This is a genomic window from Pseudomonas sp. OE 28.3 (assembly GCF_014268205.2).
In the GTDB taxonomy this organism is placed as follows: Bacteria; Pseudomonadota; Gammaproteobacteria; order Pseudomonadales; family Pseudomonadaceae; genus Aquipseudomonas; species Aquipseudomonas edaphica.
Window position 1 is genome coordinate 3458471 of the sequence record NZ_CP077082.1, and the last position, 18313, is coordinate 3476783.

Below are 18313 nucleotides of genomic sequence, written 5' to 3' on the forward strand. Positions count from 1 at the left end.
TTCCAAATCCTTGTGTGTTTTTATTTTCAGGACATTTTTCACGACGAGAATCGCTGAAATAGTCGCTCTAGAGCGCTTTGGCGGCAATGGTCAAAGCCTTCAACTTGGCTGACTGGTTTGGCCAATCATTGATCCGGCTTATCAGCCGGTCAGCCGCAGTGATTGGACGCTCTGGGCGCAAACTCCTAATCTCCAGGCCTGCGCCGCCAAAGAAGCCGTGTCCCGATGATCGTCCGCCCCAAACCCAACCTAATGGGTATCCTGTTTTCCCTTAAAGGTTCGATTGCCAAGCGCATTGCCTTGCGCAGCCTGATGGTCACGTTGCTGGCTTCAGTGATCGTGCTGGTGGAGACCCTGCACCCGGCCTACTTCTCCAAGGTCAATGCCACGCCGTTCACCTTGCTCGGGTTGTCGTTGTCGATCTTCATGAGCTTTCGCAACAACGCCTGCTACGACCGTTGGTGGGAAGGCCGCAAGCAACTGGGGCAGATGATCATTGAGGTGCGCTCGCTGATTCGCGAAACCCAAGTGCTGGGCAACTCACCCGAGCGCGCCAGCCTGCTGCGTGGGGTGTGCGGGTTTGCCCACGGCCTGGTCGCGCACCTGCGTCGTGAAGACGAGGCCCGCGTTATCACACCCTGGATAACTGTTGACCGGGCGCATCCCAATCTCCCCGACAACGTGCTGCAACAACTGGGCGCGCGCTTTTCGCGGCTGGCCGAACAGGGTGTGATCAGTGAATGGCGCTACACCCAGCTGGAAACCCGGCTGGTCAGCCTCAGCCTGGTGCAGGCCGCCTGCGAGCGGATCAAGAGCACGCCACTGCCCTTCCCTTACACGCTGCTATTGCACCGCACCATCTACCTGTTCTGCATTTTGCTGCCGTTCGCCATGGCCGAACCGCTGGGCTGGTTGACGCCGGTGTTCACCGCCATCGTCAGCTACACGTTCTTCGGTTTGGATGAAATCGGTGATGATCTGGAAGACCCGTTCGGTTTTGATGAAAACGATCTGCCCTGCAATGCGATAGTGCGCACCCTGGAGCGCGAGATTCTCGCCGCCCTGGGCGAGATCGATCTGCCTCCTGCCCTGGAACCAGTGGAATACGTGCTCGGCTGATACGGGTTTGACACTCGTCGTGGTCTGACCGAAGCTTGAGGCTTTGCGATTAGCTGCCCCCAGCTTTTGGACGCCTGCATGTCAAAGTCACGCCGTTACTCCATCGTCGGCCTGTGCGCCCTGTTGTTGCTTGTCCTGGTCACCTGGTTTTTCTCCCGCTCCACTCCGGTGGCCGTGCCGCCGGCGATCGCCCATGGTTACGCCAAGGCGTTGAAGCAAGCACGTAACGGCGAACCCGGCGCCGCCCGTGTGCTGTATCAACAGCTGGGCCGCCCGGACTTGTCGCCTGAACGTCGCGCCGCATTGCACGCCGAACTGCCCAATTACCCAAGCCCTCAGGCGTTGAAGCTGGCGGATAAAGACCTGGCTGATGAGTCGCCGTTGGTTCGTGAAGCGGCGATTCACAGTATTGTTGGCCTGGTGCCCAGCGGCCAACGCACCTTACTGCTTGGCCCGGCACTGGACGATCCTGAACAAGCCGTGCGTTTTGCCGCCGCCAACGCCCTGCTCGGCCTGTCGCCGGATACCCTGGGCCTGTATTTCGGGCCTTTGCAGCAAGTGCTCGATGAGTTTGTGAAAAAGCTCAAGGCTGAGCCCGAAACCGCCGAAGGCTGGATTCAGCTCGCGCGCTTGTACATCCACAGCGCCCTGCTGCCGGACGCGCAACATGCACTGGAGCAGGCCATGCGCCTGCAACCGGACAACCTGCAAGCTGTGGTCGCACAAATCGAATTGCTCGATAAGCAGGGCAAGACCGATGAGTCCCGCCAGTTGCTGGCGCGGCAATTGGCGGCACATCCGGAGTCGGCCTACCTGCAACACGCCCTGGGCATGTGGCTGTTGCACCATGGGGAGCGGCCATACGCGTTGCTTGGCCTGTCCAAAGCCGTGGAGCTTGAGCCTGACAATCAGGATTACCGCTTCGACCTCGCCACCACGCTGCACGACCAGGAAGAGGTGGACGCCGCCCAGCGTCAGCTGGAAGAAATCGTCCAGCGCCACCCCGCCAATCGCAAGGCGCGTGTGTTGCTGGTCAGCTACTGGAAGGAAACCGGGCAGTTGCAGAATGTGCAGGTGTTACTGGCGCAGCTGGAGCAGCAGAATCCGGATGATCCGGCGTTGCAGCAAGGGCTTTAGTTTCGCGCGCTATGTGGGAGCTGGCTTGCCTGCGATGCAGACACCTCGGTCTGACAGATAAACCGAGGTGATGCTATCGCAGGCAAGCCAGCTCCCACACAAAAGCAGCGCTTTGGCGCAGGTCACAAATCCACCACGATTTATACGACAGGTTGAACCGCCACAACCCGCTACGGTCAAGTAAATATGGCGCGTCCAAGCCGACGCGCCTCCCTTTACTTGTACGTGACCCGAGGGCACTTCTTGTCTACATCCAAAGAGCTGTTCAGTGAAAAGGCGGCCACCGGCATCGAAGGTCTTGATGACATTCTTTCCGGGGGGCTATCACGCAGCCACCTGTTCCTGCTGGAAGGCGAACCCGGCACCGGGAAAACCACCGTAGCGCTGCACTTTCTGCAAGCCGGCGCGAAAAACGGTGAGCGATCCTTGTACATCACCCTGTCAGAAACCGAACGCGAGTTGCGTCAGGGCGCCAAGTCCCACGGCTGGGACCTGGACGACAACATTCACATCTTCGAGCTAACCCCGCCAGAAAGCCTGCTCAACGCCGAGCACCAGCAAAGCCTGCTGTATTCCTCCGACCTGGAGCTGGGTGAGGCAACCCGGCAGATTTTTGAAGTGGTGGAACGGATCAAGCCCACTCGCGTGGTGGTCGACAGCCTTTCGGAAATCCGCCTGCTGGCGCAAAGCTCGCTGCGCTATCGCCGCCAGATCCTGGCGATCAAACACTACTTTGTGCGCTACGACGCCACCGTACTGCTGCTTGACGACCTGACCACCGAATCCCTGGATAAAACCGTGCACAGCGTGGCCCACGGCGTGATTCGCCTGGAAGAGTTGACGCCCACCTACGGCGCTGAACGCCGCCGCATCCGCGTGGTGAAGTACCGTGGCCAGAAATACCGTGGTGGCTTTCACGACTTCACCATCATGCAAGACGGCATCCACGTGTTCCCGCGCCTTGTGGCCGCCGAGCATCGTGGTGGTTACGTGCGTCAGACTTTGAGCAGTGGCATCCGTGAAATGGACGCCTTGATGGGCGGCGGCGTAGAAACCGGCTCCAGCACGCTTATCCTCGGCCCGGCCGGAACCGGCAAATCCTTGATCTCGATGATATTTGCCGCCGCCGCAGTGTCGCGTGGCGAAAAAGCTGCGCTGTTTATTTTCGATGAAGAGCTGGGCCTGTTGTTCGAACGCATGAAAAATATGGGTATCGACCTCGCTGCGCTGCAAGACACCGGCAACCTGCTGATCGAGCAGGTGGATGCGGCAGAGCTGTCGCCAGGCGAGTTCTCCCACCGAGTCAGGCGTTGCGTCGATGAACGCGGGATCAAAACCGTGGTAATCGACAGTATCAACGGCTACCAGGCGGCGATGCCTGAGGAAAACTCTCTGATCCTGCATATGCATGAGTTGCTGCTGTACCTGAACCGTCGCGGCGCGGCGACGTTCATGACGGTGGCCCAACATGGGTTGGTAGGCGACATGCAGGCCCCCGTCGATATTACTTACCTGGCTGATACCGTGATCCTGTTGCGTTATTTCGAAGCACTCGGCAAGGTTCGCCGGGCCATTTCGATCATCAAGAAACGTACCGGCAGCCACGAGTCCACCATTCGTGAATACCGTATCGGCGGCAGTGGTTTGACAGTGGGCGAGCCGCTCGACAACTTCCAGGGCGTACTGCGCGGTATCCCGACTTATATGGGCGCCGGTTCCCCACTGCTCAAGGAAGAGGGCGTGTGACCGGCCTTTCTCCCCTCTCCGAGCGCGCAATTATTCTCGCGCCACTGGGCCGTGACGGCTCCCTGGCGCTGATGATGCTCAAGGAAGCCGGCTACACCGGCATGGTTGCCGGGAACCTGACTGAACTCTGCGAAGCACTTGGGCAAGGCGTCGGTATGTTGGTGATTGCCGCTGAAGCCCTGCGCGGTGTCGATCTGGAGCCCCTGCTGCATTACCTGCATGAGCAGCCGGCCTGGTCCGATTTGCCCATCGTGCTGATGACCCACCATGGCGGCCGTGAACAGAACGGCTCATCCCACCTGAGTGGCCTGCTGGGCAACGTGACCTTCCTGGAGCGCCCTTTCCATCCAGTAACCCTGATCAGTCTGGTGAGCGCGGCCCTGCGCGGCCGGCGCCGGCAATACGAAGCGCGTGACCGCCTGATCGACTTGAGCGAGAGCGAGTTGCGCCTGCAACGCACCCTGGAAACCCTTGAGCAGCAGGTTGAAGAGCGCACGGCGCAACTGCGCAACAACGAAGATGCGCTGCGCCAGTCACAGAAAATGGAGGCCGTCGGCCAGTTGACCGGCGGTATCGCCCATGACTTCAACAACATGCTCACCGGCATTATCGGCAGCCTGGAGCTGCTGCGCAGGCGGGTGGCCCGCGGCAAGTTGGACGACCTGGACAGCTTGATCGACTTGGGCGTGACCTCGGCCAACCGCGCTGCCGGCCTGACCCACCGCTTGCTGGCGTTTTCACGGCGCCAGTCGCTGGACCCCAAACCCGTGGAGATCAACCAGTTGGTCAGTTCCATGGGTGAACTGCTGCAACGCAGTATCAATGAAAGCATCGCCTTGGACATGCGTCTGACCGATGAACTCTGGACCGCCGAGGCCGACCCCAATCAGCTGGAAAGCGCCCTGCTCAACCTGGTGATCAATGCGCGCGATGCCATGCCCAGCGGCGGTAGCCTGACCGTTGAGACCACCAACCGCCACCTCGACAATGTGTTCACGGCCGCCTATGGCACCTTGCTGCCAGGCGATTACGTGGAACTGAGCGTCAGCGACACCGGCTGTGGTATTCCCGAAAGTCTGTTGGGCCGCGTCTTCGACCCGTTCTTCACGACCAAGCCGATCGGCCAGGGCACCGGCCTCGGCTTGTCGATGATCTACGGCTTTGCCCGCCAATCCCATGGCCATGTCACCATCCATAGTGAAGTCGGCAAGGGCACGACAGTCAGCCTGTTCCTGCCGCGTTTTATCGGTGAGCGCGTCGCGGACGCCGTCACCAACCCGGCACTGCTGCCATTCGCCAATGCCGGTGAGACAGTATTGATCGTCGAAGACGACGCCGCCGTACGCGTGCTGGTCAGCGCAGTGCTCAAGGAATTGGGCTATGCCTTTGTCGAGGCTGGCGATGCCAATACCGCCGTGCCGATCATCGAATCCGACCAACGCATTGACCTGTTGATCAGTGATGTGGGCTTGCCCGGCATGAACGGGCGACAGCTGGCAGAAATCGGGCGGCAATTGCGCCCGGAACTCAAGGTATTGTTTATCACTGGCTACGCCGAGCATGCGGCGGTGCGCGGCGGGTTCCTGGACCCGGGGATGCAACTGATCACCAAGCCGTTCACCTTCGACCTGCTGACGGCCAAGGTGCGTGAGATGATCAAGCAATAGGGCTGCTGCGAGGCAGCCCTATTGCTTCAGGCCAGCAGGCGCTGGATATGCTCTTGCAAGGTATCCAGATCAAACGGCTTGGCCAGGATTGGCGCGTTGCGCGTGATCGGGCTGTTGCAGTCGAGTATTTCTTGCGGGTAACCGCTGATAAAGATCACTTTCAATTCAGGTCGCAGCTTGATCGCAGGCTCAGCGATCTGCACCCCGGAAATCCCGCCCGGCAGGCGGTAATCCGTGACCATCAGGTCCAGGTGCGGCTTGGTCGCCAGAATCTCGAAGGCCTGCTCCCCATCGATCGCCTTCAGCACCCGGTAGCCCAGGCCTGCCAGGTATTCACCCAGCACAAACATAATGGATTCGTCGTCTTCGACGATCAGTACGACATCTTGTGCATCTTCACTCATGGGAAGCCTTTGTCCGGTCAGTTGCTGCAAGTACGACCATGGGGTCACGCAGAGGTTGCGTCGAGGCGACGATTGATTTCATTGCGGCTCGCCAAGTGGCAGGCACACCCTGAACAACGCGCCCTCGCCTATCTGGCTTTCCACCTCGATGGTGCCGCCATGGGCCGTCACGATCTGCTCGGAAATAAACAGCCCCAAGCCCAGGCCTGCCGCTACATGGCTGGCCGAAACGCGTTCGAATTGCTGGAAAATGCGCTTCTGGTTGTCTGCGCTGATGCCGATGCCACGGTCACGCACCTCGACGCGCGCCTCACCGTGCTCGGTGTACACACGCACATCCACTGGGCTTTTGGCACCGTAACGCAAAGCGTTGGTGAGCAGGTTGGTGACCACTTGCTCAATACGGAACTCATCCCAATTGCCCTCCACAGGTTCATCGGCAACCAGGTGCATCGAAGAACCGGCGGATGCCACTTGCGGGGCGAAGTTTTTCACCAGGTTGCGCACCAGTTGCGCCAGGTCGAAGCGCGCCGGACGAATCGACAATTTGCCGGTGCGGATGCGCGACACGTCGAGCATGTCCTCGATCAGACGGATAAGGCTCTGGATCTGACGCTCGTCGCGGTCAACCATGGCGTGCATCTTGTCCAGGGTAAACGCGGCGGCGTTATCCCGAGCCAGGTGCATCTTGCGCAGCTGCGTTTCCAGAATCAGCCCGTTAAGCGGTGTGCGCACTTCGTGAGCGACGATCGACATGAAGTCGTCACGCATGCGCACAGCCTGTTCAAGCTCCGCCTGGGTGGCCTGCAGGCGCGTCAGCAGCAGCTCCTGCTCGCGGCGGCTGCGCTCCAGGGCTTCGACCTGCTGTTTCATGGCCTTGCTCTGGCGGTACAGGTCGACGAACACATTGACCTTGCTCTTCACCGCATGGATATCCAGCGGCTTGTGCAAAAAATCCACCGCACCGCTTTCATAGCCTTTGAAGGCATAATTGAGTTCGCGGCCGGCGGCGCTGACGAACACAATCGGGATGTTCTTGGTCTTTTCGGTGCCGCGCATCAGTTCGGCCAGCTCGAAACCGTTCATGCCGGGCATCTGCACATCGAGAATCGCCATGGCGAACTCATGCTCCAGCAACAGTGACAAGGCCTCGTCAGCGCTCAAGGCCTTGAAAACCTGCCGATCTTCGCGCTTGATCAGCGCCTCAAGGGCCAGCAGGTTTTCCGGCAGATCGTCGACGATCAGCAGTTTGGCCTGGACAGTACTTAACATGGGGAAGATTCCAGGGAAGCCAGCAGTGAGCCAATCCGGCTCAAGGTGAGAATATGATCAGGTGTGTGCAAGGCCAGTGCCGCCAAGGGCATCACGGCGATACGTGCTTCTGTGGGCTCTTGGACGATGGTGGTGCCACCCGAGTCTTTGACGTGGGCAAGGCCACGCGCGCCATCCTGGTTGGCGCCGGTCAGCAGAATCGCCAGCAGGCTGTTGCCGTAGGTGTCGGCAGCCGAGGCGAACAGGTAATCGATGGCCGGCCGCGAATGGTGCACGCGGTCTTCCTGGCTCATCGACAGGCTACGGTCGCTTTCTACCGACAGGTGATAGCCGGGGCCGGCGAAATACAGGGTGCCTGGCGTAATCGTTTCCTTGTCGCGTGCTTCTTGCACCGGAATGCTCAGGCGCCGCGCAAAGACTTCGGCCAGCTGGCTGCGGCGCTCATCCGGCAGGTGCAACACGGCAATAATCGGCAAACTGAAGGTGTCAGGCAACGTACCAAAAATCGTCAGCAACGCCTCAACACCGCCGGCGGAGGCGCCGACGACGATGGCTTCAATCCCGCGTGGCGGGTTAGTTGCGGCCTCGCTCATGATTTTCGGTAGATCCGTTCCTGTTTGACCAAGGGTTCGAATTGCTTGCTGTAGGCGGAGAAATCCAGGGTTTCCTTACTGCCCAGCACCAGGAAGCCGCGATGGCACAGCGATTCATGAAACAACCCAAACGCTCGATCCTGTAACTTTTTATTGAAATAAATCAATACGTTACGGCATGAAATTAACTGAGTTTCTGAGAAGACGCTATCGGTTGCCAGGCTGTGATCGGCAAAGGTCACGTTCTCGCGCAGCGTCTTGTCGAAGATCGCGTAATCGTAAGCCGCTGTGTAGTAGTCGGCAAATGAACGTTGGCCGCCCGCCTGCTGATAATTGGCAGTGTACGCACGCACGTTCTCCAGGGAGAAAATCCCTTGCTTGGCTTTGTCCAGGGACGCCGGGTTGATGTCCGTGGCGTAAATGATGGTGCGCTCCAGCAAACCCTCTTCGCGCAGCAGGATCGCCATGGAGTACACCTCCTCGCCCGTGCTGCACCCGGCGATCCAGATTTTGATCGACGGGTAGGTCTTGAGCAGCGGCACCACTTCCCGGCGAATCGCCAGAAAGTGCGACGGGTCGCGAAACATCTCGCTCACCGGGATCGTCAGAAACTGCAGCAACTGCATGAACGCCGTCGGATCATGCAGCACCCGCTCCTGCAGCGCAGAAATGGTCGCGCAATCGAACTGGCGCAGTGCGTGGGCCACGCGGCGCTTGACGGACGCGCCGGAATAGTCGCGAAAGTCGTAGCTGTACTTGAGGTAAATCGCCTCAATCAGCAGGCGCAGCTCAATGTCGCTGCTTTTTTCCAAGAAAACTTGCTCCACTTAAATGCGTTCCATCTTTGGCAGCCATACGCGAATCAGCGAGAACAGCCGGTCCAGGTCGATCGGCTTGGCCAGGTAATCGTTGGAGCCCGCCGCGAGGCAGCGTTCCTGATCGTCCTTCATGGCTTTGGCCGTCACTGCAATAATCGGCAGTTTCTTCCAGCGTGGGTCCTGGCGGATCAAGGCAGTCGCCTCGTAACCGTCCATCTCCGGCATCATTACGTCCATCAGCACCAGGTCGATATCCTCGACTTCATTGAGTTTGTCGATGGCTTCATGACCGTTACGCCCGATCACCACCACCGCGCCTTTGTGCTCCAGGGCACTGGTCAGGGCGAAGATGTTGCGCACATCGTCGTCGACCAGCAGGATCTTGCGCCCCTCGAAGACCTTGTCGCGGCTGCGGGCGGTCTTGAGCATCTTCTGGCGGTCATGGGACAGCTGGGATTCGACTTTGTGCAGAAACAGTGTCACTTCGTCCAGCAAGCGTTCAGGTGAGCGCGCGCCTTTGATGATGATCGAGCGCGAATACTTGCGCAGCTCGGCTTCTTCGTCGCGGGTCAGGTTACGCCCGGTGTACACGATCACCGGCGGGAACGAGCAGATATCCTCGGTGGCCATGCGCTTGAGCAGCTCATTGCCGAGCATGTCCGGCAGCTTGAGGTCGATGATCATACAGTCGTAGACGTTAGTGCGCAGCAGGTCCAAGGCGGCCTGCGCGTAGCCGACGTCGGTGATTTCGATGTCATCGTCGCCGATCAGGCGGGCAATGCTGTCGCGCTGCAGGTCATCGTCCTCCACCAGCAACACGCGCTTGACCTTCTGGGTCAGCTTGGCTTCCAGGCGCGCAAACACGTCCTTGAGCTCTTCGCGGGTGGTCGGCTTCACCGCATAACCGATGGCGCCCATGTGCATGGCGGCTTCGACGCGGTCTTCAACGGAGATCACATGCACGGGAATGTGGCGGGTATTGGCGTGCTCCTTGAGGCGTTGCAACACGGTCAGCCCGGAATGGTCGGGCAGGCGCATGTCCAGCAGAATCGCGTCCGGGATGTACTCCTCGGCCAGACTGTAGCCTTCGTCTGCGCCGTGGGCGACCAGGCAGTTGTAGCCCAGTTCGTGGGCCAGGTCGTAAAGGATGCGGGCGAAATTGGGTTCATCTTCCACCACCAGGATGCAGCGGGTAGCGAACGGTGCCTTGTCGCGGTCGTCGGCAAAGCGCGGAATCTGCTTGGCATCGGCCACCGGCAGCGGCGAGATCGCGATGGGCTTGGGTGCAGGTGCCGCCACCACTTGGCGCGGCGGCTCGATCGGCGCGGCACCTTCCTCGCGCTCTACATATTGCTCCGGCAGTACCAGGGTGAATACGCTGCCCTTGCCCGGTTCGCTGGTCACGCTGATATAGCCGCCGAGCAAGGTCGCCAGATCACGGGAGATCGACAGGCCCAGCCCGGTGCCGCCGTAACGGCGGTTGGTGGTGCCATCGGCCTGGCGGAAGGCTTCGAAGATACTTTCCTGCTGGTCTGGCGCGATGCCAATGCCCGAGTCGCGTACGGTAAAGGCTACGCCCTCCCCTGGTGCACGGGATACCGACAGGCTGACATCACCCTGCTCGGTAAACTTGACCGCGTTGGACAGCAGGTTCTTGAGGATCTGCTCCAGGCGCTGGCGGTCGGTGAACAGCATCGGCGGCGCATCCGCTTGAATGTCCACCTGGAAGCCCAGCTTGCGGTCAGCCGCCAGCGGCTCGAACATCCCGCGCAGGCCATCGACCAGGCGCGCCACGCTGGAGTTTTCCGGGCGCATTTCCAGCTTGCCGGCTTCGACCTTGGAAATATCCAGAATATCGTTGATCAGGTTCAACAGGTCGTTGCCCGCCGAATAGATCGACTCGGCAAACTTGACCTGCTCGGTGCTGAGGTTTTCCTGCGGGTTCTCGGCGAGCAATTTGGCCAGAATCAACGAGCTGTTGAGCGGCGTGCGCAGCTCGTGGGACATGTTGGCGAGGAATTCGGACTTGTACTTGCTGGAGCGCTGCAGCTCGTCGGCACGGTCTTCCAGTTCCAGTTGAGCCTTGTTCAACTCGACGTTCTTGCGATCCATGGCGTCGCGCTGTTCGGCCAGGGTCTGGGTCTGTTCGGCCAGTTGCTCGTTGGTCTGCTCAAGCTCAGCCTGCTGGGTTTCCAGATGGGCCTGGGACTCCTTGAGGATACGTGACTGTTCTTCGAGCTCTTCGTTGGCGGTTTTGAGTTCTTCCTGCTGCACTTGCAGCTCTTCGTTGAGCTGCTGGGTTTCGGCGAGCACTTCCTGCAGGCGTTGGCGATAGCGCGCCGCTTCGATGGAGGTGCCGATATTGCCGGCAATCAGCTCCAGCAGCTCGACGTCACGATCATCCAACGGGCGCAGGAAGCCGAGTTCGATCACGCCGTTGACGCGATCATCGTCGCTGGTCGGTACCACCAGTACGCTGCGGGTCGAACCTTCGCCCAGGCCGGAACTGACCTTGAAGTAATCCACCGGCACATCATCCAGGCGAATCAGGCGATCAAGCTGGGCGGCCTGCCCGACGATGCCCTCGTCGCTATAGATCGCCTGCTCTTTTTGCTCCTGCTCACGGGAGAAGCCGTAGGTGGCCACGCGCTTGAGGCCGCCGTGCTCTTCGCGCACATACAGCGCCGCTACCGCCGAGCCCATGTATTGGGCGAAAAACTGCAGGATATTGCGCCCAAGCATGTTCAGCGTCAGTTGGCCGAGCACCTGTTCGGCCAGTTCGGTCTGGCCGTTACGCAGCCAGGCTTGTTGCTCCAGGCGCCGGGCGATCTTCTGTTGTGACGCGAGGTTTGCGCTGTAACTCTCTGATAATGCAATTAAATTCTTTCTACCGATGTAGGCCAGAAAACCGCTCAGTCCAAGCACGAAGGCCAGGTACAAGGTCACGCTGATGATCGTGGTGCGGGTGACATCGGCATTGCGCGTGACACGGAACGCTTGCTCCATCGCCACCGCATCCGTGTATTCGTTGCGAATCGCGTCGGTCAGGCTCTTGCCGCGGCCGGCCTGCACCGCCCCGCGGTAATCGCCACTGCTGCGCTGCAAGTCGATCATCGATTGGGCGTACTTGTTCCACTCGTATTGCATCGACTCCAGACGCTTGAGGCGGTCGACCTGCTGTGGGTTGTCCGCCACCAGCTCCTGCAGGTTGCGCAGGTCACCAATGATGCGGGGCTTGGCCACTTCGTAAGGGTCGAGGAAATGCTCGTCGCCAGTGATCAGAAAGCCACGCAGGCCGGTTTCCAGGTCCACCGTCAGCTTGGATGACTCATTGAGGTTATTGATAACCCGGTCGGTGTGCTCCACCCACTGGATAACCGACAGCAAATAAGTGATCAGGCAGACGAAAAACACCGCGCTGAGCACGCCGACGCCCAAGGGTAACGCGACGTTTCGGCTCAACAGGGTACGGAAGCTCTTTTCATCGACGGACGACGCGGGAGTCATGGGCATGCCTTGGCCAAGTGCGGAAAAAGGGGGAGTTTGCCCGAATATCAGGGGGCAAGGCTATGTTTGTGCGTTGTTTTGAAGCGCTGGCCTACAGGCTGCGAGTGAGTTACACGCCAATTCGGGCCGGTTTCGTCAGACCCCTTACATACGTGCATACAGATGCGGCGGAACGTAGGTGAAGGGTTGCGGCACTCAGGACAGCGCCTCACGAACACGGAAGATCTTTTGGAAGGCGTCTTTTTTGCCCCCCAAGGTACCCCCAATGAGCATAACCGCCCCTACCCGCACACTGGCAGACAACCCCAGCGCCTTTGTCGTCGAAGCTCCCGCGCCGGTTGCGCAAGACGCTTCACACACGTTCACTACGACCGCCTCGGATTCCCCGCGCGCGGTTCAAACACCTGCCCCCGCCACCTTGCGCACACAACTGGCAGACCAGCAGAACCTGCGCAACCTGGCCGAGCAACTGCGCGGCATTGATACCCGGACGTATGGCAAGCACGTTACCCCGGACAATGTCTCATTCGGGTTGAACAATAGTCGTCTGACGCCCCATAAAGACTCGGCGTACGCCCACGTGCAGCCGGCAGCGCAAACCCTGGCGACAGTGATCACGCACTTGGGTTTTGAACTGCCGCGCACGGTCGATGAGATGACGGCACTCGCGCAGAAACTGGAGCAAAAGGCCTTACAGCACCCCCTGGGTGATTTCGGTGGCGCTCTCACCTGGCCAATGCCCATGGCGAAGGCGGACCAGCACAGCATTCGCGCCTTCCTCAAATCCGACACAACAGGTTTGCCAGGTTTGCCGTTGCCACCCCATGGCAATGGCGTACTGACCTATCTGCTGAGCGGCAGTTCGGTCAGCCAAAGCGACTTGCAAGACCCGACCGTGTCGATACAAAAGCTGCTCGACTCGCCTAAGGCCCGAGCACTCGGCCTGGCTTTGCAGGCCCACTTGCAGGGCGCGGCCACGGACAACAGCCTCTACGACTACGTATTAGCGGCGATTCACCTGGGGCTCGACCGGGAGTCACTCAGGGCACCTGAGCGCAACAAAATCGCCGAATGGCCTTTGCATGCCCCTGATCACTGGGGGCAGCGACCCTCAGAGGTTACCGCGTGTTTGAGCCGTCATCTTGAGAAAAATGGCCGCGCCAATTCCAGCACGGTCAAACTCGCTACCCATCTGTTGCTGTCCAGGGTAGCGCCGCAGTTTCTGATTAAAGATATTCCCGACAGTGTAAAAATCGGCAGCGTGGCGTGGTTCAACCTGACGGTTGCGGCCGCGGCTATCGAAGCCGAGCGGCCAGGTACCGTCGCCAATATGACCTTTGCCGAGGTCATGTGCGATGCACAAAAATGTGCACCATCGGCTGCGAATGCGCACGCTCAGACCCGCGCACTGGTGGATTGGGGAGTCGCCAACGGTGTATTCGTTGCAAATGCAGAGGACAGCTATAGCCCCGAACGACTCAATACCCTCAAGGATGAATTCAACAGACAAGTCAGCAAGCGGTTGGTTGCCAGCCAGACATTGGACAAAGCACTACCCACGCGAGAAGGTATTGCGCGGACCAAGCTCATCGAGCGATTTGGCGACCTCGGAGCGCTTTTCGACTTGAAGGTGCTCGGTACAGACCCGTATCGCGGGGAGCCTGGTCAAGTCGGGCTGGGCGGCATGCATTCGCTATTGGACATCGCCATGATGGACATGCCGAATCCGCGCCCCTTTATGTCAACTGACCCGCGTATCCCATTGGAAGCCTTGAACAGTAACCCAAGGTTTGGCGTCCAGGAGGCGTTCGATCAGCAATTTGCACGCGCAATCGCTGATAAAAAGGACGCGGTCGCTACGACCGTTCAGCACATGATCTCCCAACTTCTCTTAGAGGACCGAGAAAAATTCGATTTCGGGAAGCTCGAGTTTTTTTATGAGCGCACATCCAGGCTGTCGACCGGCTTCTGGGGCAGCACGCCAGATAAAAATCAACCGGAACTGTTGGTCAAGGTTGAGCTGGAGGGGCAGATAACCACCTACGAAATCGACCTGAACCGCGGCACGATTGAAGAGGTGCCGCTGTCCAGGATCACGCAACCCAAGCCAATGATTGCCAACAGGGTATTTACCGTCAATCAGGTCAAGCTCGAGGGGGCAGACAGTCGTCTGAGCACGGAGCAACCGGTAAAGGACGGCCCCTTGGATAGCTTCAATAGCGAGCGCTCCCATCGCATAGGCACAGTATTTGCCGAACACCTTGAACTCGACGACCCCGCGATAAAAGAACTGGCGCGCGGCCAGACTACCCTGGATACATTGCAGGGCGGGCCAAAACCACTGAGTAATTTCCTGTTAAATCTGATTCCTTTCAGATCAGCCGTCATCAACTTCCAGAACGGCAACTATGGCGATGGAATATTCGACCTGACACTGGATATCTTCGGGTTCCTGAGTGCCGGTGCCGCCACCGCAGGAAAATTGATCAAGATAGGCGGCTCGGCTCTTTCCACGGGCGCCAAGGGGTTAAAGGCCGTCCAGATTATCGGCGCCTCCACGCTCGGCCTGCTCAACCCCGTGAGTGGTTTGGGTGATTTGGCGGTTGGAGGCCTCAAGCTATTGGGTAAAGGCGGCAATTACCTGTTGTCCAAAGGTGCCGATGCTATCAGCGCGCTCAAGGCAGCCAGTAATACCCACGGCATAGTGGCGACGGGGACCTTCAAACTTGCAGGGCGGACTGCTGAAGGGGCCGCGGTGTTTCAAAAGGGCAAGTGGTATAGCTATAACCCTGGCACGCAACAACCGTATGGTACCGGGCTCACCGATTTCAAACCTGTAACCGTCGCGGCCAATGGTGAAATAAACAACAACTTCATAGATTGGCTGGCCACTTATGTCGCTCCCGTACCAAATGCAACCGGAGATCAGTTCAGGCAAGCCTTACAGGCAGCGCAACAAAGCAACCCAGTTGCTTACGCTCGAGGTCTTTCCGGGGTTGTCGACGATATCCCGGGCTATCACTCGAGCATGAGGGTCTCGCAGATAAAAAGCTTGGCCGTCAGCAAGGCCGGGAATCCCGAAGCCATCGGCACATTGGCCAAAGAGATAGAAAAGCGCATGGCGATCCAGAGTCTTGAGAGCTTCAAGACGTTTGAAGCGGAAGTACTGGCCGAAGGTGGCAAGGCCTACATCATGCCGCAGAACTTCTATCTCAGCCAAACTGACCTGGCGTCCAATGGTGAGTGTGCAGCCCTGGTGAATACGATGGCGCTGGCCATTCTTAACAACCGCAGGGACGCCTTCATCAATAACTTTTTCAAAGCCGCCAGGAATGCTAACGACACCAAGGTTCGGGCCTTTCGCAAAGAGCTGAACGAAATGCATCAGGTGCTCCGCGAACAGTTTCACGGTATTCAACGCGTCAGCCAAGTGCCGTATACCGACGTTGCTGCGCGTTTAAGTACCGCAAGCCCTCCCACGCTCCTGAAGATCAGCACCCAGAACCATGGGCTTCTGGCGGGCGTCACGCTCGATAAAAACAACCAGAAGGAATGGTTTTTCTTTAATCCAAACTTCGGTCTTGCAACTTTTCCAAATGAAGCCTCAATGCGAAAAGGCTTGGAAGTCTCCTTGAACAGCGGGAAGACGGCGGGCACCCTTGATCCAGTGGCTGTGACCAAAGGTGTGCCGGAGTACCACATCAGCGAATTCAGTGATGGAGACTTTGTTATGACGGTGCCCTACAACAAACCGTATGCCCTGTTTAACACCACACTTTGACTTTCGCTTGCCCCCCTGGTGTCAATGGCCCGCTTGTAGCGTGTCATTGACGCATTGCCCGCTCAGCACACCGCCTCCATGCCACGCGACATTTGCCCCCTTTCCCTTCACAATGCCCCACCAATGGAACTTGCCGAGATGGCCGTGACTCAGTAGAGAACGGTCTTACAACCGACAGACACCTGCCCTTCCATTTTTCAGGAATTCCCCCTATGTGCGCTGCCCCCTCCACCATCCTTGTAGTCGAAGACGACGCCATCGTGCGCATGCTGATCGTCGATGTACTCGAAGAGTTGGAGTTCTCGGTGTTTGAGGCTGCAGACGCCGAAGAGGCCCTCAAGTTGGCTGAAGATGCCGACAAGCATATCGACCTGATGATGACCGATATGGGCCTGCCAGGCATGAGCGGCAAGGATCTGGCCACCCAAGTACGCGTGCTTCGCCCTAGCCTGCCGATCCTGTTCGCCAGCGGCTATGCCGAAAACATCGACGTACCCGCAGGTATGCAGGTAATTGCCAAGCCGTTCTCCATTGATCAACTGCGTGACAAGGTCAAATCGATGTTGCCTGCCGCTTGAGGGCACTGCCTCACAGGCAATGCCCACAACTGCGGCGCTCAAAACCGTGAACACCCCCACATCCACTGCATTCCCATCGACTGGGCACGGGCACGGCCTGGAAAGCCGGCAGTCATATCCTTGGCGCTTTTGACGAACCGCCATGGACAGTGGCACGCAAGGCCGACGGAGTCACTCAGTTCACGTTGTTTGCAGGGATTAACGTGACGTTCGGCCAATAAAACAGGAAACTCTGGGCTTTGATCCCACGCCCTCTAAAAAGCACTCAGGAAGGACGCAACAACATGATTGGAAAACCGACGCGCCTGCTGTTGGCGAGCCTCTCGATACTCATGAGCACCGGCGCCTGGGCCGATTTCACGGCGACCCCGACTGAAGCCCGGGCCATTGCCAAGGAAGCCTACCTGTATGGCTACCCGGTAGTGGAGATGTACAAGACGCTCTACACCCAGGCCGTTGATAAAGGCGGTGCCAACTACAAGGCACCGTTCAATCATATCGGCAACACCGCCCAGGTGTTCACACCCAGGGACACCGCATTCGTCACCCCGAACTCGGACACACCCTACTCTTTCGTGTGGATGGACCTGCGCAAAGAGCCGTTGGTGCTGACCCTGCCCAAGATTGAAGACAACCGTTACTACTCGGTGCAGTTGATCGATCTATACACCCAGAACATCGCCTACCTGGGCACCCGCAGCACCGGCAACAATGGTGGCCACTACATGATCGCCGGGCCGGACTGGAAAGGTCAGCAACCTGTCGACGTCGATCGCGTGATCTACAGCGAAAGCAACATTGCCTATGCGCTGTACCGCACGCAGCTGTTTGATGAAAAGGACTTGAACAAGGTCAAGCAGATCCAGAATGGCTACAAAGTGCAGCCGCTGAGTGCCTACGTGAAACAGCCTGCGCCGGCCAAAGTAGCGAAGATCGAATGGCCCAAACCCATGGCAACCATGACCGAAGGCCCGCAGCTGTTTCGCTACCTCAACTTCATGCTGGCCTTTGCCGCGCCTCAGGACAGCGAGAAAGACCTGATGACGCGCTTTGCCAGGATCGGTATCGCCCCCGGCGCGCCCTTCAAGGTCAAGGACCTGACCGCTGAACAGCGCAAAGCCCTGGAAGACGGGATTGCCGATGGCCGCGCTGAGTTCGCCGCGTTCAAGAAAGACAAAATCGACACTCACCAAGTCACCAGCAGCGACCTGTTCGGCAGCCGTGACCGCCTGAAAAACAACTACCTGTACCGCTATGCCGGCGCAAACATGGGGATTTTCGGCAACTCCACCGACGAAGCCATCTACATGAGCTACTTCGTCGACAGCGAAGGCAAACCGGCCAACGGCGCACGCCACAGCTACACCGTGCACTTTGCCAAGGACCAACTGCCACCGGCCGAAGCGTTCTGGTCGCTGACCATGTACGACGCCAAAACCAAGCTGCTGGCGCCCAACCTCAAGAAGCGCTACCTGATCAACTCAGCGATGCTGCCCAACCTCAAGCTGGACGCCGACGGTGGCCTGACCTTGGCCTTGCAGCATCACGAGCCGCCAAAGGCCGAACAGAGCAACTGGTTGCCGGCCCCGCCCGGTCCGTTTTACGCCGTACTGCGGATTTACCTGCCCAAGCCTGAGGTGGGGAATGGCCAATGGAAGCTGCCGCCACTGACCCCGCTTAAATAACGCTCG

At 58.8% G+C, this 18313-nt stretch carries 12 protein-coding genes; 7 read left to right on the top strand and 5 right to left on the bottom strand.

Translation table 11 applies throughout. The annotated features are described in order from the left end of the window. Window positions 1–225: 225 nt before the first annotated feature. From HU759_RS15505 to HU759_RS15520, 4 genes are all read left to right on the top strand, one after another. On the top strand, window positions 226–1119 hold the full coding sequence (locus tag HU759_RS15505; RefSeq protein WP_099549742.1) for a bestrophin family protein: 894 nt from the start codon (window positions 226–228) through the stop codon (window positions 1117–1119). Between the two features lie 78 nt (window positions 1120–1197). Further along, complete coding sequence (locus HU759_RS15510) at window positions 1198–2256, top strand: HEAT repeat domain-containing protein (RefSeq protein ID WP_017138790.1); 1059 nt, start codon at window positions 1198–1200, stop codon at window positions 2254–2256. Window positions 2257–2499: 243 nt separating this feature from the next. Next, a complete protein-coding gene (locus HU759_RS15515; RefSeq protein ID WP_017138791.1) occupies window positions 2500–4002 on the top strand; it encodes an ATPase domain-containing protein in 1503 nt (500 codons plus the stop codon). Further along, the gene (locus HU759_RS15520) at window positions 3999–5669 is read left to right on the top strand and encodes an ATP-binding protein (protein ID WP_170037425.1); all 1671 of its coding nucleotides are present in this window, start codon (window positions 3999–4001) and stop codon (window positions 5667–5669) included. Before HU759_RS15515 ends, HU759_RS15520 begins: the two co-directional genes overlap by 4 nt. A gap of 26 nt (window positions 5670–5695) precedes the next feature. Here the strand turns inward: HU759_RS15520 and HU759_RS15525 are convergent, their stop codons facing one another. From HU759_RS15525 to HU759_RS15545, 5 genes are all read right to left on the bottom strand, one after another. Then, window positions 5696–6073 carry a response regulator gene (locus tag HU759_RS15525; protein WP_003217591.1) on the bottom strand — a complete coding sequence of 126 codons (378 nt, stop codon included), beginning with the start codon at window positions 6071–6073 and terminating at the stop codon, window positions 5696–5698. Window positions 6074–6151: 78 nt separating this feature from the next. Beyond that, complete coding sequence (locus tag HU759_RS15530; RefSeq protein ID WP_017138793.1) at window positions 6152–7345, bottom strand: hybrid sensor histidine kinase/response regulator; 1194 nt, start codon at window positions 7343–7345, stop codon at window positions 6152–6154. Beyond that, window positions 7339–7938, bottom strand: a complete 600-nt coding sequence (locus HU759_RS15535) for a chemotaxis protein CheB (RefSeq protein WP_017138794.1) — start codon at window positions 7936–7938, stop codon at window positions 7339–7341. The genes HU759_RS15530 and HU759_RS15535 overlap by 7 nt, the downstream gene beginning before the upstream one ends. Beyond that, the gene (locus HU759_RS15540) at window positions 7935–8750 is read right to left on the bottom strand and encodes a protein-glutamate O-methyltransferase CheR (protein ID WP_026013819.1); all 816 of its coding nucleotides are present in this window, start codon (window positions 8748–8750) and stop codon (window positions 7935–7937) included. The genes HU759_RS15535 and HU759_RS15540 overlap by 4 nt, the downstream gene beginning before the upstream one ends. 15 nt (window positions 8751–8765) lie before the next feature. Continuing rightward, on the bottom strand, window positions 8766–12263 hold the full coding sequence (locus HU759_RS15545; protein WP_176992196.1) for a response regulator: 3498 nt from the start codon (window positions 12261–12263) through the stop codon (window positions 8766–8768). A 265-nt stretch (window positions 12264–12528) separates the two neighbouring features. Here HU759_RS15545 and HU759_RS15550 point away from each other — a divergent pair, with 265 nt between their 5' ends. The 3 genes from HU759_RS15550 to HU759_RS15560 all read left to right on the top strand — a co-directional run bounded on the left by HU759_RS15550 (window position 12529) and on the right by HU759_RS15560 (window position 18307). Then, a complete protein-coding gene (locus HU759_RS15550; RefSeq protein WP_186616872.1) occupies window positions 12529–16044 on the top strand; it encodes a hypothetical protein in 3516 nt (1171 codons plus the stop codon). A 212-nt stretch (window positions 16045–16256) separates the two neighbouring features. Continuing rightward, complete coding sequence (locus HU759_RS15555; protein WP_170037434.1) at window positions 16257–16622, top strand: response regulator; 366 nt, start codon at window positions 16257–16259, stop codon at window positions 16620–16622. A gap of 284 nt (window positions 16623–16906) precedes the next feature. Next, window positions 16907–18307, top strand: coding sequence for a DUF1254 domain-containing protein (locus HU759_RS15560; RefSeq protein WP_099549738.1), 1401 nt, complete (start codon window positions 16907–16909; stop codon window positions 18305–18307). The last annotated feature ends 6 nt before the right edge of the window (window positions 18308–18313 follow it).

Excerpts from the sequence above, each read along its gene's own strand:
- HU759_RS15505 (WP_099549742.1), top strand. The coding sequence starts at position 226 with ATGATCGTCCGCCCCAAACCCAACCTAATGGGTATCCTGTTTTCCCTT.
- HU759_RS15510 (WP_017138790.1), top strand. The coding sequence starts at position 1,198 with ATGTCAAAGTCACGCCGTTACTCCATCGTCGGCCTGTGCGCCCTGTTG.
- HU759_RS15525 (WP_003217591.1), bottom strand. The coding sequence starts at position 6,073 with ATGAGTGAAGATGCACAAGATGTCGTACTGATCGTCGAAGACGACGAA.
- HU759_RS15530 (WP_017138793.1), bottom strand. The coding sequence starts at position 7,345 with ATGTTAAGTACTGTCCAGGCCAAACTGCTGATCGTCGACGATCTGCCG.
- HU759_RS15535 (WP_017138794.1), bottom strand. The coding sequence starts at position 7,938 with ATGAGCGAGGCCGCAACTAACCCGCCACGCGGGATTGAAGCCATCGTC.
- HU759_RS15545 (WP_176992196.1), bottom strand. The coding sequence starts at position 12,263 with ATGACTCCCGCGTCGTCCGTCGATGAAAAGAGCTTCCGTACCCTGTTG.
- HU759_RS15550 (WP_186616872.1), top strand. The coding sequence starts at position 12,529 with ATGAGCATAACCGCCCCTACCCGCACACTGGCAGACAACCCCAGCGCC.
- HU759_RS15555 (WP_170037434.1), top strand. The coding sequence starts at position 16,257 with ATGTGCGCTGCCCCCTCCACCATCCTTGTAGTCGAAGACGACGCCATC.
- HU759_RS15560 (WP_099549738.1), top strand. The coding sequence starts at position 16,907 with ATGATTGGAAAACCGACGCGCCTGCTGTTGGCGAGCCTCTCGATACTC.